Here is a 15304-nt window from a genome sequence, read left to right on the forward strand (position 1 = left end):
GAAAAGCTAATGAAGCAGAGGTCATTCTGCCCGGGAAGATTAAGCACCGCGATCGCCATCGCGCTGTGCTGCTTTCCGCCATTTTCCAGCGGACAGGAAAACCCGGGAACGGTATATCAATTTAACGACGGCTTTATTGTCGGCAGTCGCGAAAAGGTCGACCTGTCACGCTTCTCGACCAGCGCGATTACCGAAGGCACTTACTCCCTTGACGTCTACACCAACGACGAATGGAAAGGGCGCTACGATCTGCGCATCGCGCGCGACAAAGACGGTAACCTTGGGGTCTGCTACACCAAAGCGATGCTGACGCAGTACGGCATCGCGGCGGAAAAGCTCAATCCGCAGCTGAGCGAACAGGAAGGCTACTGCGGTAGCCTCAAATCCTGGCGCAACGAAGACAACGTCAAAGACAACCTGGTCCAGTCCTCCCTGCGGTTGAACATTTCGGTGCCGCAGATCTATGAAGATCAACGCCTGAAAAACTATGTCAGCCCGGAGTTCTGGGACAAAGGCATTACCGCGCTTAATCTTGGCTGGATGGCCAACGCCTGGAACAGCCACACCTCTTCGGTCGGCGGGTCGGATAACAGCAGCGCCTACCTTGGCGTCAATGCCGGCCTGTCGTGGGACGGCTGGCTGCTGAAGCATATCGGTAACCTGAACTGGCAGCAGCAGCAGGGTAAAGCGCACTGGAACAGCAACCAGACCTATCTCCAGCGGCCGATCCCGCAGATCAACTCCATTGTCAGCGGTGGGCAGATCTTTACCAATGGTGAATTTTTCGACACCATCGGTCTGCGTGGGGTTAATCTTTCCACCGATGACAATATGTTCCCGGACGGCATGCGCTCCTATGCCCCGGAAATTCGCGGCGTGGCGCAGAGCAACGCCCTCGTCACCGTGCGCCAGGGCAGCAACATTATCTATCAGACCACCGTTCCGCCGGGGCCGTTTACGCTGCAGGATGTCTATCCATCCGGCTATGGCAGCGATCTTGAGGTTTCGGTAAAAGAGGCGGATGGCTCGGTGGAAGTGTTCAGCGTGCCTTACGCCTCCGTTGCTCAGCTGCTGCGTCCGGGCATGACCCGCTACGCGCTCTCCGCCGGTAAAGTGGACGACAGCGGGCTGCGCAATAAGCCGATGCTCTATCAGGCGACCTGGCAGCACGGGATCAATAACCTGCTGACCGGCTACACCGGGGTCACCGGCTTTGACGACTATCAGGCCTTCCTGGTGGGCACCGGGATGAACACCGGGATCGGCGCCCTCTCTTTTGACGTCACCCATTCTCGGCTGAAAAGCGATAGCCATGATGACTCGGGGCAGAGCTATCGCGCCACCTTTAACCGCATGTTCACCGATACCCAGACCAGCATCGTGCTGGCGGCGTATCGCTACTCGACGAAAGGTTATTACAACCTCAACGACGCGCTGTACGCCGTCGATCAGGAAAAAAACAGCCGCAGCAACTACACCCTGTGGCGGCAAAAAAACGGCATGACCTTTACGGTAAACCAGAACCTGCCTGACGGCTGGGGCGGGTTTTATCTCAGCGGTCGTATTTCCGATTACTGGAACCGCTCCGGGACCGAGAAGCAGTATCAGGTCAGCTATAACAATTCGTTTGGTCGTCTCTCCTGGTCGGCGAGCGCCCAGCGCGTCTATACCCCGGACAGCTCCGGCCATCGCCGCGACGATCGCATTTCACTCAACTTCAGCTACCCGCTGTGGTTTGGCGACAACCGCACCGCCAACCTGACGTCGAACACCTCGTTCAACAACTCGCGCTTTGCCAGCTCGCAGATTGGTATCAACGGTTCGCTGGACAGTGAAAACAACCTTAACTACGGCGTGTCGACCACCACCGCCACCGGCGGTCAGCATGATGTGGCGCTCAACGGCAGCTACCGTACGCCATGGACCACCCTCAACGGCAGCTACAGCCAGGGCGAAGGCTATCGTCAGAGCGGCATTGGCGCCAGCGGGACGATGATCGCCCACAGCGGCGGCGTGGTGCTCTCACCGGAAAGCGGCTCGACGATGGCGCTGATTGAAGCCAAAGACGCGGCCGGCGCTATGCTCCCGGGATCGCCGGGCACCCGCGTGGACAGCAATGGTTACGCCATCCTGCCGTATCTGCGCCCGTACCGAATTAACGCCGTCGAGATCGACCCGAAAGGCAGCCATGACGACGTGGCCTTCGATCGCACCGTGGCGCAGGTTGTACCGTGGGAAGGCAGCGTGGTTAAGGTGGCGTTTGGCACCACGGTGCAGAACAACCTCACCCTGCAGGCGCGCCAGGCGAACCATGAGCCGCTGCCGTTTGCGGCGAGTATTTTCTCCCCCGACGGCAAGGAGATCGGCGTCGTCGGTCAGGGCAGCATGATGTTTATCAGCGATGCGAACGCCAAACGCGCGATTGTGAAGTGGAGCGGCGGGCAGTGTTCGGTGGATCTGGGACAGCAAACAACAAAGGATAGCGTATGTCGCTGAGGAAATTACTGACGCTTTTTATCGTCTTGATGGCGCTGGGCACCACCTCGTCCTGGGCCGTCTGTACGCGCCTTTCTTCGCCAACGGTGATGCTGGACATGGTGGTGGGCAGGGTGGTGGTACCCCCGGATCTGCCGGTGGGTTCGGTGATCCTTACCCGCGACTGGACGATGAGCGCCCCCGGCGGGGCGAGCTATCGCTGTACCTCCGGCACCAACCGCTTCGCGGCGAAGATCGTGTCGCCAGGGGCCACGGACCTGGGGAATAAAATTTATTCCACCAACGTGCCGGGAATTGGTATGCGTTTCAGCCGCGGCGGCGCGACGGTGAATATCGTCTATCCCGACGTCTATTCGTCCCGAGTGTATAACACCACCAACTATTCCCTTGAAGGATCACGTTTTACGCTGGAGATTATCAAAACCGCGGCAACCACCGGCAGCGGTACCCTCGCGGCGGGAAAATACACCTCCTACGACTGGGAGAGCGGCGGCAACCCGATCCTCGAAACCTATCTGAGCGCCAACGCGATCACCGTGGTCTCGCCCTCCTGTTCGGTATTGAGTGGGAAAAATATGAATGTTGATGTGGGCGCCATCAGACGTACTGACCTGAAAGGGGTTGGCACCACCGCGGGCGGGAAGGATTTTAATATTGAGCTGCAGTGCAGCGGCGGCCTGAGTGAAACGGGATATGCCAACATCAGCACCTCTTTCTCCGGCACCCTGGCTACCAGCACCACCGCCACCATGGGCGCCTTGCTGAATGAAAAGGCCGGCAGCGGGATGGCGAAAGGCGTCGGCATCCAGGTGCTGAAGGATGGATCCCCGCTGCAGTTTAATAAGAAATATACCGTTGGCCGCTTGAATAATCAGGAGACCCGCTACATCACCATACCGCTGCACGCGCGCTTTTATCAGTATGGCCCGACGACCAGCACCGGCGAGGTGGAGTCGCATATGATCTTTAACCTGACGTACGATTAATACGGGAGGGGGAATGAAGGGATTGCCGAAACATACTATCGCGTGGCTGCTGCTCTGCGGCAGCCTCGCCGCCCCCTCGGCGTGGGGTTTCGAGACCAATTACGACCGCGGACGGGTCGATTTTGCCGGGCGGGTGACGGATATCTCCTGCAGCGTCGCGCTCAATGGCGGCCAGCATGCCGGTAGCGGCAACGTCTGGCTGGCGCCGGTCAGCCTGGCGGAAGTGCACGATCGCGGGGCCGGCGCGTTTATGAAGCCGCAGCCTTTTACCCTGGCGCTGTCAAACTGCCAGCTACGTCATGACGGCGGCGCCGCTTCGCAGGACGAGGTGCGACGGGTCAGCGTTCGCTGGATCGACGGTTTTTTACTGACGGCGGTTGGCAATGAGAACGCGGGCTATCTGGCCAATACCTTGCCAGACGGCGCGCAGAATATTTATCTGGCGCTGTCGACCAATGATAATAATACGCTGGATAAGAGTAATAAAATTGTCCCTGCGGATCCGCAGCAAAATCAGGTGCATTTACAGGAAAACGCGGTCAGCGGCGGCCTGTTCACCTATTATGTGGGCTACGTTTCGCCGACCCCGAAAAGCGCCACCAGCGGGCCAATTACCAGCTGGGCAACGTGGGAATTAGTTTATAATTAAGCGGGACGAAAAAGCCGGGCAAGCCCGGCTTTTTTATATGCCAATATCGTCGGCAACCAGTTGCTCAATGCTGACTTCCTGCCAGTAATGCCCCTGAATAGCAAACCACTCCATACCCTGCAGCCATTTTTTATGGGCTTCGCTTTCCACGCCTTCAATAATCACGTTGTGATGATTGCGGGATAAAAAGGTGACCAGCGCATCCATCAGCTGACGGCCGGACTCTTTGCGCATCAGATGCCAGAAAAAATCTTTATCAATTTTGACATAGTCAAAATGATAACCGCTGATGGCGTTAATCCCCGCGTAGCCAGAGCCGAAGTCATCGAGCCACAGCGAGGTATCCTGCGGGCTTTGCCAGGCGGCCAGGGAATTATTCAGAAGTTTCTCGGCGTTTTCGGTCACTTCAAAATGGACGCAGGTCAGGGCGGCGATTTTCTCTTTTATTTCCTTCTGGCGCAGCAGAGTCAGGATATGGTCATCAACGTTAATGGTAGCGGAAATATGGTTACGTAAAAACCATGCTTTATGCTGTTCAATCAACCCCAGTTGCTCGAGAAAAATACGTTCACGAACTGCCGCGGTGGCATGGCGGAAAAAATATTCTGGCGAAACGGGAAGATTATCGAAGCGGCTTAAGCATTCAACCGCGACTAAGGTACCTTGTGGGGAAAACATTTTCTGAAAGACGTAGCGTACAGCGATATCATTACGAGATAAAATGTTGTCTTCGAATATTTTAGTGTTCATTATCCCTCTTCACGAGGTTAGTCAGACAATAAGCAGAGGATAGGTTAATTATAGGCTACCTGATGATTAATGGGAATGGCAGGAAATGTAAATCAACAACGAATAAGTACGCTTTATCCGCTATTGATTTACCTCTGCGTAATTTAGCATTGATGGAGGGCGGCAATACGCTGGTTCATCGTGCGGGAATTATCAATGCCCAGCTTTTGCATGATATGGATTCGATGGCTGTGGACCGTTTTATGGGCAATGCCGAGCAGGGCGGCAATCCGCTTATTATTATTGTTGGCAATCAGCAGCTCGAGGATCTGGCACTCCCGCGGCGACAGCTGTTTGCGCAATCGTCGCGGCGGTTGTTCGCTGGCGCCCTTCGCCCGCTGGATAATAGAAGCAAACATAGATAGCGGCGATTTTTCACTAATAATCATGGCATTATCGACGGTTATTAACTCTCTGCACAGTCCGGCAATGTCGCTTTTTATCATCAGCACCGGCTGCTGGCAGCGTTGCAGGGAAAGGCGGAGCGCATTCAATAGATCAACGATTCTGATGGCAGAAATATCCTTATTGATTAAATTGAAAATAACCGTTTGGGCCTCAGGCAGCTGTTTCCCATGGATGACTTCGTCATAGCCAAAACGGGTGGCGTTTTCATGACTATCAATAAGGTAGTGATAGATTGAGTGACCAATGAGATTATCATTGGTGTACAGCAATATACTTTCCAAGGGTATCAGATTCTCTTTTTTCGCTTGGCTTCTAAGATCAGGTCGAGCAGAATTTTCTCTATTCTGCGCTGGTCGTCGAGATGGCGGAACTTAAACTGGCAGGATATCTGATAGTAGCTTTCGCTCTCTTCATTAGGGTCATCAAGGGTGATAATAATGACATTCTTTACCACCAGGTCGATGGTGATCTCGCCATATTCCGCCAGCATCAGTACGGCGTTTTTCAGCAATGCGTTATGACTGAGGAATTTCAGATTCGGCGTTTTGGTCATCAGTGCGCAACCGCCGTCTGAAATGTCCTTGATGTCGAAAAGATAGTTTTCGCCATTTTTATGGCGACCGCGGCAATAAAAATCATGCTCGTGGCGTAAACGAAAGCGGGGATCGCGGCGACGCTGCACCACCTGCAGGCATTCAGGCAAGGAAAAGGCGTAGCGGATACCTTTATCGACACCGCTATTGTCATGTTTTGTCAGGGCCGCATTAAACTCTATTTTCCCTGAATCGCTATGCAGGAGAAAGCGAATTTTATGCCCGGGCGGGATTTTGCGATGGGTCTGAATATGGAACTCGGCAAAGTCCACGCGCGTCAGTTGGGTTATGATACTGGTGTTGTTAAAAAATATTTCAATTTCAGTACGTTTGCGCAACTCCTCTCTGAAAATAGCAATAATTTCATACTTACTGGTCTTTATCGTTCCCTCTGTCATGTGCATCCCTTGTAAATAGTTGTCGTGAGGCGTTTGATTTTTCTTATAGCAATAGCAACATTCTGATTGGGTTAATCAGATGTTTTTATGAGCGTTTGATGTTATTGACTATCTTTGCAGCCAGATTGATATGTATAAACTTGGAATTCGATATTGTGTTTCCTGTAATCAAGCGTTTCAAATTTTGGTCATGACAAAAACGACAACGGCCTCCAAGCTGGAGACCGGTCGAAGGATAAAAAACTTAAGTTTAATTAACGGGGATAATGAGAGAACGATCGTCGATCACGCCCCATTTGTAGGATCTATAGTGCCAGCAGTGATGAGGTTTTTCCAGGCAAATATTGAGGAGGGAAGTCGTTCCCTCCTTTCGGCCTGACGGGTCAGGGATGCTTGCGGGTGGCGATATTATCCAGGGTGCGCAGCGCATCCGCCGGCAAAATTAGCCCGGCGGCGGCAATATTTTCCGCCAGGTGCGTCCGGGATGAGGTGCCTGGGATCAGCAGAATATTGGGCGCGCGCTGGAGTAGCCAGGCGAGGGCGACCTGCATCGGCGTCGCCTCAAGCGAGGCCGCGACCTCGTTCAGCTCCTGCGCCTGCAGGGGAGTAAAACCGCCCAACGGGAAGAAGGGAACCCAGGCGATGTGCTGGGCGGCCAGCGCATCCACCAGCGCGTCGTCGGCGCGATGGGCAATGTTATAGAGGTTTTGCACGCAGACGATAGGCGTCATTTTCTGTGCATCCGCCACCTGCTTTGCCGTCACGTTGCTGAGGCCAATATGGCGGATCAATCCTCGCTCCTTCAGCTCCAGCAGGGTGGCGAGCGGCGCCTCCAGCGACCCTTCTACCGGGCCGTGGGGGCTCAGCATACTGCGCAGGTTCACCACCTCCAGCACGTCGAGCCCCAGGTGACGCAAATTGTCCTCGACGGCCTGGGTCAGTTCAGCGGGCGACATGGCCGGCAGCCAGTTGCCTTTCTCGTCACGACGGGCGCTGACCTTGGTGACAATGCACAGATCGTCGGGGTAGGGGTGGAGCGCTTTGCGGATCAGCTGATTGGTCACATGGGGGCCATAGAAATCCGAGGTATCGATATGGTTTACCCCGGCTTCGACGGCGGCCTGCAGCACGCGCACCGCTTCTTCTGGATCTTTCGGCGGGCCGAAAACGCCGGGGCCGGCCAGCTGCATGGCGCCGTAACCCAACCGATAGACCTGGCGATCGCCGAGCGTGCCGCGACCGGATAAGGTGACACTGGACATAGGAACTCTCCTCACGGTGGCTAAGCCGTAAGTGTAATGCGCTAACAAGGAAGAGAAGGGTGAGAATATTGTCAGAATGTGCGACAGCGGCTCAGGCAAGCCGCTGTCGCCGGAGACGGATTAGCCGAAGAACATCACGGAGACGCAGAGCAGGCCGACCACCAGAGTGATGGCGTTACCCACCGAGCGATACGCCTTCAGCGCCGGGATAAGCCAGGTTGACAGCGTGGGCATGATAAACAGGATCATGGCGATAAGCGGTCCGCTGATGGCGTAGATCATCGAGATCGCATTCGGGTTGATAAAGCACACCGCAAAGGTGAAGGCAGAGACCAGCATGATCGACATCGCGCGGTTGAAGGCGCGGCTCTTGCGCACGCCCATCAGGCCCAGCGAGCTTTTGACGATTTCGCTGGCGCCTTCAATGACCCCGAAGTAGGTGCCGAGAAAGGATTTCGACATGGCGACCACGGCGACAATAATGCCGGTCACCGCCAGCCAGCCCGGCGCGCCCGGCACCATCGACAGGGCGGAGAGGATGGTCACCCCCTGATCGCGGGCGGTCTCAATATAGGTCGCCGGGATGGCCAGCAGGCAGCTGAAGACGAAAAACAGCACGCTGGCGCAGATGATGGTATAGGCCACCTTCATGATTTTTTTGCATTTACCCATGGCCAGGTCGCCGTGCTTCTCCTGCTGGTCGATAGCAAAAGTCGAGATGATCGGCGTATGGCTAAAAGCGAAAACCATCACGGGTATGGAGATCCAGACCTGGTGGAGCGTCTGCGAGCTGAACTGCATCTGGCTGGTGAGATGTTCCGGATGCCAGTCGCGGATTAAATAGAGGGAGAGAAACAGGAAGCAGGCGATAAGCGGGAAGACCAGAAAGCCCATCACCTTGATGGTGATTTGCCGGCCCATGAGAAAGATCAGGTTAAGGACCAGCACGACCCCCAGGCTCAGCAGCGCGCGTAGCGCAGGCGTCATCGGCGTGCGATGTGCCACCTGCTCGGCCAGCGAGTTGGTGATGGCCACGGCGTAGATCAGCACGACCACAAAGAAGGCGAGGAAATAGAGCCCGGTGATCAGGTTGCCAATTTTCTTACCATAGTAGTGATTTACTGCGCCGGTGATCCCGGTTCCCGGCGCGATATTGGCCGAGAGAATAAACTGGCTCAGCGCTTTGTGAGGCCAGTAGGTGAGCGGCCAGGCGACCAGCGCGGTGATGAAAAGGACAATGGCGCCAGCCGAACCCAGCTGGATCGGTAGAAATAGCGTCCCAGCGCCTACTGCAGTGCCATATAAGGCAAAACTCCATAGAGTTTCTTCTTTAGACCAAATTTTAGACATTATGCGACTTTATCAACCGTCAAACCAAAAAAAAGGAGTGCAATTTACCATATTTATGGTTCGTCTGTTGCGATAGTTTTTGGTGATAAAGTGGCAGCGGATCGCGAAGGATCCGCCGCGAGGCTAGCCGCGCGCCGCCTGGCGCGGGCGGCGGTGACGGATAACGCGCTCGCGCAGGGTGTCCCAGACCCAGTTAAACGCCATGGTGTAGGGCAGGAAGAAGAGCATGAAGCCGATCTCCAGCATAAACGCCTGCAGCAGCGATACCCCCAGCACGATGGCTACCATGGTGACGCCGATGATAACAAAGCCGGTCTCGAAGCCGATCGCGTGCAGCGCCCGCACTTTCAGCTGGCGAGGGACGCGGGAGACTGGCCACAGGCGATCGAAAGCCGCGTTATAAATGATGTTCCATACCATCGCCAGGGTGGCGAGCAGAATGCTCAGTCCGCCCATCTCCACCACCGAACGCTGCATCAGCCAGGCGGCGGTGGGGGCGAGGATCAGCGTCGCCAGCCCTTCGAAGGTGATGGCGTGGATAACGCGCTCGGTGAGCGTCTTGCGCTGATGTGGGGTCTGTTGCATGGCGAGCTACCTCCAGTTTTAGCCTGAACAGGAAATTACCCGGCAGTTTATGGAAAAATGTGATAAACAAAAGATAGAAACCATCGATAAAGTAGATACATCATGCGTTATTCACCGGAAGCGTTAACCGCCTTTGTCGAGGCCGTTGACAGCGGGTCGTTCTCCGCCGCCGCCCGTCGCCTGCGCAAAAGCCAGTCGACGATCAGTACCGCTATCGGCAACCTGGAGGCTGACCTCGGGGTGACTCTCTTCGATCGGGCAACGCGGCAGCCGACGCTGACGCCGCAGGGGGAGCAGGTGCTGAGCTATGTCAAAGCGATCCTCGCCGCCAGCGAGCGGCTGGATGAGCTGGCGGTATCGCTGTCAGGCGAGACGGAGCCGCGGCTGACCTTTGTGCTCTCGGACACCCTGCACCCGGACGTGCTGGAAGATCTGCTTGTGCAGTTTGACCGCCGCTTCCCTCATACCGACTTTGAATGTTTGATTGGCGAAGATGAGGACGTGATCGATCTCCTGCAAAAATCCCGCGCCCAGGTGGGACTGATTGAGGCGAGAGAGCGCTACCCGACCGATATCGGCAGCACCCGCCTGCCGCTGCAGACGGCGATGGGCATTTACGTGGCGCCTGACCATCCGCTGGCGGGGCAGGGCAAGGTTGTCTGGGATGAGCTGCGCAGCTGGCGCGAGCTGCGTTTGAGCACCTTTCTGGCCAGCGCGACGGAGCCTGCCGCCGGGCAGGTCTGGTCGGCGCCAAACTACCTGCTGCTGCTCAGCATGGCGGTGCAGGGCTTCGGCTGGTGCATTCTGCCCTGTGCGCTGGTGGCGGAGTTTGCGCCGCAGGGCGGACTGGTGGCGCTCGATATCCCCGGCTGGCCGCGGGCGATTTCGGTGGATCTGCTGTGGAATAAGAAAGCGCCGCCCGGGGCGGCCGGCAGCTGGCTGCGTCAGCATCTGCAGCGGCGTGAGCGTTAACGAATAGCTATTTCTTTGTGATTGGCTTCACTTTTTTTAAACAATTACAAAGTTTTTTGATAACAATTATCTAGTATATCGCTGTTTCTTTGCGCAAAAGCACGGGCAGGGGTAGAGGATGAAGGATGTCGTGATCGTCGGGGCGCTACGTACGCCGATTGGCTGCTTTCAGGGCGCGTTATCACGCCATTCAGCCGTTGAGCTGGGCAGCGTGGTGGTGAAGGCGCTGGTGGAGAAGACGGGAATCGATCCGCAGAGCGTGGATGAGGTGATCCTCGGCCAGGTGCTGACCGCGGGAACCGGGCAAAACCCGGCCCGTCAGTCTGCTATTCGCGGCGGGTTGCCCAACACCGTATCGGCGATCACCATTAACGACGTCTGCGGTTCCGGCCTGAAAGCCCTGCACCTCGCCACCCAGGCGATCCAGTGCGGGGAGGCGGACGTGGTGATCGCCGGCGGCCAGGAGAACATGAGCCGCGCTCCGCATGTCCTCACCGACAGCCGCACCGGCGCCCAACTGGGCAACAGCCAGCTGATTGACAGCCTGGTCCATGACGGCCTGTGGGACGCCTTCAACGATTATCATATGGGCGTCACGGCGGAGAACCTCGCCCGGGAATATGGCATCAGCCGCGAACTGCAGGACGCCTGGGCGCTCAGCTCGCAGCAGAAGGCGCGCAAGGCGATTGATTCCGGACGCTTTCGCGATGAGATTGTCCCGGTCGTTACCGAGCATAACGGCGCGGCGCGCACCGTGGATACCGATGAACAACCGCGGGTGGATGCCAGCGCGGAAGGGCTGGCCAGCCTGCAGCCTACCTTCGATCGTCTCGGATCGGTAACCGCCGGCAACGCCTCCAGCATCAATGACGGCGCGGCGGCGGTGATGATGATGAGTGAGGCGAAAGCCGAGGCGCTGGGGCTGCCGATCCTTGCGCGGATCCGCGCCTTCGCCAGCGTCGGCGTCGATCCGGCGCTGATGGGCATCGCGCCGGTGCACGCCACTCGTCGCTGTCTTGAGCGGGCCGGCTGGCGGCTGGACGACGTCGATCTGATCGAAGCCAATGAGGCCTTTGCCGCTCAGGCTATCTCCGTTGGCCGGGTACTGGAGTGGGATGAGCGACGGGTCAACGTTAACGGCGGCGCGATCGCCCTCGGCCACCCCATCGGCGCCTCCGGCTGTCGGATTCTGGTGTCGCTGGTGCATGAAATGATCAAGCGCGATGCGCGTAAAGGGCTGGCGACGCTGTGCATCGGCGGCGGTCAGGGCGTGGCGCTGGCGGTAGAACGCGCGTAGCGCTGCATGTCGATTTCCATGGCCTCCTGCGGGAGGCCTTTTTTATGCGCCGCGCTTTGCCGACCCCCTCTTTTTTCTCCCGTATTTCCCTCACCCACCGCCAATTTATTGAGCTCCGTCACGTCTTGTTGTGCCACCTTTTTTGAAACAAATAACTACGATCCTGGTCACTAAAACTAAGGTGCTTAAAAAATAAAATAACGTTTCATAAAAACAAAATGACATTTTATTTATTATAAGGGGTACCCTATGTTGAAACGATCTCTGGTTCTGGCCGCCCTCTGCGGTATGTCTTTTGCGGCAACCGCGGTCACGATAGATTTACGTCATGAATTTATTGATGGCGGCAAGAGCGATAAAAGCAATGCTGACCGCGTCTCGGTGTCCCACCGCTTCGCCAACGGGCTAGGCTTTACCGTAGAGGCCAAATGGCGTTCAGGCGGCGACAACGGTTCGCAACCCTATTCGGACGTGGTGGGCAACGGCCATGAAGACACCATCAGCTGGCGCTGGAAAGCGACATCGAACCTGTTCCTCACCCCCGGGTTTACCATAGAGAGCAACGACAGCCGCTCCATCTACAAGCCGCACCTGCACGTACAATACAGTTTCGACAATGGCTTCTATGTCGCCGCTCGCTATCGCTATGAGTACACCCGCTATCCGAATGATGGCGGCAAAGATGATGACAAGGTGAATCGCGGCGACGCGTGGGCCGGGTTTGCTCTCGGCGACTGGCGCACCGAGCTGAACTATGTCTATGCCCGCAGTTCGGAAGGGGTGAACCGCAACGACAACAAACCCTACTCGCAGGAATATAACGTGAAGGTGGCCTATAAGCTGGATAACAACTGGTCGCCGTATGGTGAAATCGGCAACGTCGGCGTGAATGACCGCAGCGATCGCCAGACCCGCTTCCGCGTCGGGGTGGCCTACTCGTTCTGATTTCCATCAGGCACTCATCGTCTGTTTTCCCCGGCGCCGTCAGCCGGGGTTTTTTATGGGCCAAAGCGGGGGAACAAAAAAAAGCCCTCCGCGAAGGAGGGCAAGGCCAGTTACAGAAAAACGTTCGCCGGGGCTCAGGCGCTCAGCATCGGCGGATGGTCAGGTAATTTCGCGATATAGATGGCCGGCTTGCCGTCTTTATCGGAGCTGAACAGAATGGCGCTGTCGTCCGGCGTAAACGAGGGGTGCGGGTGCGTCACCTGGCGGCTGTTGGCCACCGTCGCCCACGAGGTATCATGGCGCGCGACGCGGAAGTAGCGCTTCTCCGCCACGTTAAAGACGTACAGATAAGGATCGTTATCAATGGAGTAGCCGCCGGTATCTTTGACATCCACCGGCGTGCCTGATCCATCGCCCACCAGCAGCGTACCGTCGAAATTGCTCATCAGATGCGAGCAGGCGGGCATCGTCATCAGGGCCTCGTTGACGCCGCTCTCCGGATCAAAGCGATAGATCGTCCGCCCCTGCTGGCCTTTCAGATAGGAGACGTAGATCAGCGCTGAACCGTCCGGGACCCAGAATTCATGGGTGCAGCTTTCCCCCGGGGCATGCGCTTTGACTTTACGCACGTTGCTGCCATCTTCATTGACCAGCCACATGCGGGCGTCAACCAGATCGTGCGGCCCTTCATGGCAGAAGGCGACGGTATGGTCGTCGAAGGGACGATAGATCGGGTGTCCCAGCCAGATTTTTTCCTCATGGATCACCTGGCTCTCACCGCTGCACAGGTCGACGCGCAGCAGGCGGCAATGCGGTCCTTTGTGGAAGAAGTCATGGAAAATCTGCCAGTCGTTGAGCGGCGTCCAGTCGCTTTTCGCAATCTCAATGCCTACCAGTTTGCTGCAATCGCTGTTTGCCACCCAGGTGCCATAGCCGACCCACGCCTCGCTGACGCGGTAAACTTCACGCTCGGCGAGGGTGGTGAGGTTCACCTCCAGCAGGGTACGGTCATTTTTCACGTAATAGAGTGACTTATCGTCCGGGGAGAGGAAGCCGCCGAAGGTGTTATCCCCGGCGCCTTCCGTCAGCTGGACGGCTTCGGCGCTGGCGATATTCAGCAGATAGTAGTTCCAGTGGCCGTCAAACTCGCCGGCGAACAGTAAATGGCTGCCATCGTTAAAAAAGCACTTCTGATAGAAGTAGTTGCGATGACAGGTGACCTCCGGGGGGGTTAAGCGGGTGACTTCCGCCCCGGTATCCGGATCGCGGCTGACGTGGTAATTCAGTTTGACCCGCATGCCTTTAGCCATGTAGTGCTCCTTTCTTTCCTGCGATGCCGCTGGACCAGAGGCGTGTCGCTGAGTGATATGTTTTAAAAGATGGGTGTTAATTTATCAAAACAACGTTTCATTATTTGTGATGTCCCACGCAGTTCGGCGTAATTCCTGCATCTTCTGCGGCCTGCTGGCCTCACTTTGGCCGCCTCTCCGGACAACCGATTGAATCATCATCCTTTTAAAACCGCTTCCTGTCCGGTGCGGGTTACCGGATCCGTTCGCGTTTTCTTTTTTTGTAATCGGCGTCATAAAAAATGAAACAACGTTTTAAATATCATTGAAAATGACAGAGGGCGGGGCTAAGATGGCACCCATCAGTAAAACGGAACTCTGTTTTATTTTTATGATGGGCTATGCCCGTGAGTTCGCCCTACGCTCAGTCGCGCCGCCGGCGCGAGCCGGGCCGAGAGAACCTTGCCTGCATACTGCAGGCTCTGAACGACTAAGGAACACATTATGATTCTTGATGCATTCTCCCTGCAGGGAAAAGTGGCCGTCGTGAGCGGATGCGATACCGGTTTAGGTCAGGGGATGGCCCTCGGGCTGGCGGAAGCGGGCTGCGATATCGTCGGTATCAATATTGTCGAGCCGGTGGAAACCATCGAGCGGGTGACGGCGCTGGGACGCCGCTTTCTCAGCCTGACCGCCGACCTGCGCCAGATCGACGGTATCCCTCAGCTGCTGGAGCGGGCGGTGGCGGAGTTTGGCCATATTGATATTCTGGTCAACAATGCCGGCCTGATCCGCCGCGAGGACGCGCTGGCGTTCAGCGAAAAGGACTGGGACGACGTGATGAACCTCAACATCAAGAGCGTATTTTTCATGTCCCAGGCGGCGGCGAAGCACTTTATCGCCCAGGGCAGCGGCGGGAAGATCATTAACATCGCCTCGATGCTGTCGTTCCAGGGCGGGATCCGTGTGCCGTCGTATACCGCGTCCAAAAGCGCGGTGATGGGCGTTACCCGCCTGCTGGCCAACGAGTGGGCTAAACACAATATCAATGTCAACGCCATCGCCCCGGGGTATATGGCGACCAATAACACCCAGCAGCTGCGCGCTGACGAGCAGCGCAGTAGCGAAATCCTCGACCGCATTCCCGCCGGGCGCTGGGGCCTGCCGGCCGACCTGATGGGGCCGGTGGTCTTCCTCGCTTCCCCAGCCTCCGATTACATCAATGGCTACACGGTGGCGGTGGACGGCGGCTGGCTGGCGCGCTAACCGACGGCGACGGCCGGCG

Annotated in this window: 14 protein-coding genes; 7 read left to right on the forward strand and 7 right to left on the reverse strand. The window is 56.7% G+C overall.

Features of this window, described 5'->3' with window-relative positions; all coding sequences use genetic code 11:
* Positions 1–9: 9 nt before the first annotated feature.
* From mrkC to mrkF, 3 genes are read left to right on the forward strand one after another with little or no spacing between them, the layout of a single operon-like run.
* Complete coding sequence (gene mrkC, locus MKS11_RS01970; RefSeq protein ID WP_004205384.1) at positions 10–2496, forward strand: type 3 fimbria usher protein MrkC; 2487 nt, start codon at positions 10–12, stop codon at positions 2494–2496.
* The gene (gene mrkD, locus MKS11_RS01975) at positions 2487–3482 is read left to right on the forward strand and encodes a type 3 fimbria adhesin subunit MrkD (RefSeq protein ID WP_004205385.1); all 996 of its coding nucleotides are present in this window, start codon (positions 2487–2489) and stop codon (positions 3480–3482) included. The genes mrkC and mrkD overlap by 10 nt, the downstream gene beginning before the upstream one ends.
* A gap of 13 nt (positions 3483–3495) precedes the next feature.
* Positions 3496–4131 carry a type 3 fimbria minor subunit MrkF gene (gene mrkF, locus MKS11_RS01980; RefSeq protein ID WP_023319092.1) on the forward strand — a complete coding sequence of 212 codons (636 nt, stop codon included), beginning with the start codon at positions 3496–3498 and terminating at the stop codon, positions 4129–4131.
* Between the two features lie 33 nt (positions 4132–4164).
* Here mrkF and MKS11_RS01985 read toward each other — a convergent pair whose 3' ends face one another.
* The 6 genes from MKS11_RS01985 to MKS11_RS02010 form a co-directional block, all read right to left on the reverse strand.
* On the reverse strand, positions 4165–4881 hold the full coding sequence (locus MKS11_RS01985) for an EAL domain-containing protein (RefSeq protein ID WP_004205387.1): 717 nt from the start codon (positions 4879–4881) through the stop codon (positions 4165–4167).
* Between the two features lie 143 nt (positions 4882–5024).
* Entirely contained in the window at positions 5025–5597 is a 573-nt protein-coding gene (locus MKS11_RS01990; RefSeq protein ID WP_004205389.1) for a LuxR C-terminal-related transcriptional regulator, read from the reverse strand.
* Positions 5598–5614: 17 nt separating this feature from the next.
* A complete protein-coding gene (gene mrkH, locus MKS11_RS01995; RefSeq protein WP_004205390.1) occupies positions 5615–6319 on the reverse strand; it encodes a transcriptional activator MrkH in 705 nt (234 codons plus the stop codon).
* Positions 6320–6702: 383 nt separating this feature from the next.
* Entirely contained in the window at positions 6703–7581 is an 879-nt protein-coding gene (locus MKS11_RS02000; RefSeq protein WP_017899257.1) for an aldo/keto reductase family oxidoreductase, read from the reverse strand.
* A 120-nt stretch (positions 7582–7701) separates the two neighbouring features.
* Positions 7702–8931 (reverse strand): amino acid permease, encoded by a 1230-nt coding sequence (locus MKS11_RS02005; RefSeq protein WP_064187434.1) that lies wholly within the window; start codon positions 8929–8931, stop codon positions 7702–7704.
* A 123-nt stretch (positions 8932–9054) separates the two neighbouring features.
* Positions 9055–9516, reverse strand: a complete 462-nt coding sequence (locus tag MKS11_RS02010) for a multidrug/biocide efflux PACE transporter (RefSeq protein ID WP_087770916.1) — start codon at positions 9514–9516, stop codon at positions 9055–9057.
* A gap of 102 nt (positions 9517–9618) precedes the next feature.
* On the opposite strand from MKS11_RS02010, the gene MKS11_RS02015 reads away from it, so the two are divergent.
* From MKS11_RS02015 to ompK26, 3 genes are all read left to right on the forward strand, one after another.
* A complete protein-coding gene (locus MKS11_RS02015) occupies positions 9619–10488 on the forward strand; it encodes a LysR family transcriptional regulator (protein WP_087770915.1) in 870 nt (289 codons plus the stop codon).
* A 118-nt stretch (positions 10489–10606) separates the two neighbouring features.
* On the forward strand, positions 10607–11785 hold the full coding sequence (locus MKS11_RS02020) for an acetyl-CoA C-acetyltransferase (protein ID WP_004205397.1): 1179 nt from the start codon (positions 10607–10609) through the stop codon (positions 11783–11785).
* 249 nt (positions 11786–12034) lie between these two features.
* Positions 12035–12730, forward strand: a complete 696-nt coding sequence (gene ompK26, locus MKS11_RS02025) for a KdgM family porin OmpK26 (protein WP_284109358.1) — start codon at positions 12035–12037, stop codon at positions 12728–12730.
* Between the two features lie 134 nt (positions 12731–12864).
* On the opposite strand, the gene MKS11_RS02030 is transcribed toward ompK26, so the two are convergent.
* Entirely contained in the window at positions 12865–14040 is a 1176-nt protein-coding gene (locus MKS11_RS02030) for an oligogalacturonate lyase family protein (protein ID WP_004205399.1), read from the reverse strand.
* A 483-nt stretch (positions 14041–14523) separates the two neighbouring features.
* Here MKS11_RS02030 and kduD point away from each other — a divergent pair, with 483 nt between their 5' ends.
* Positions 14524–15285: a 2-dehydro-3-deoxy-D-gluconate 5-dehydrogenase KduD gene (gene kduD, locus MKS11_RS02035; RefSeq protein WP_012540639.1), complete on the forward strand. Its 762-nt coding sequence runs from the start codon at positions 14524–14526 to the stop codon at positions 15283–15285.
* Positions 15286–15304: the final 19 nt, after the last annotated feature.

The organism is Klebsiella sp. K5-45 (assembly GCF_030128605.1).
In the GTDB taxonomy this organism is placed as follows: domain Bacteria; phylum Pseudomonadota; class Gammaproteobacteria; order Enterobacterales; family Enterobacteriaceae; genus Klebsiella; species Klebsiella quasipneumoniae.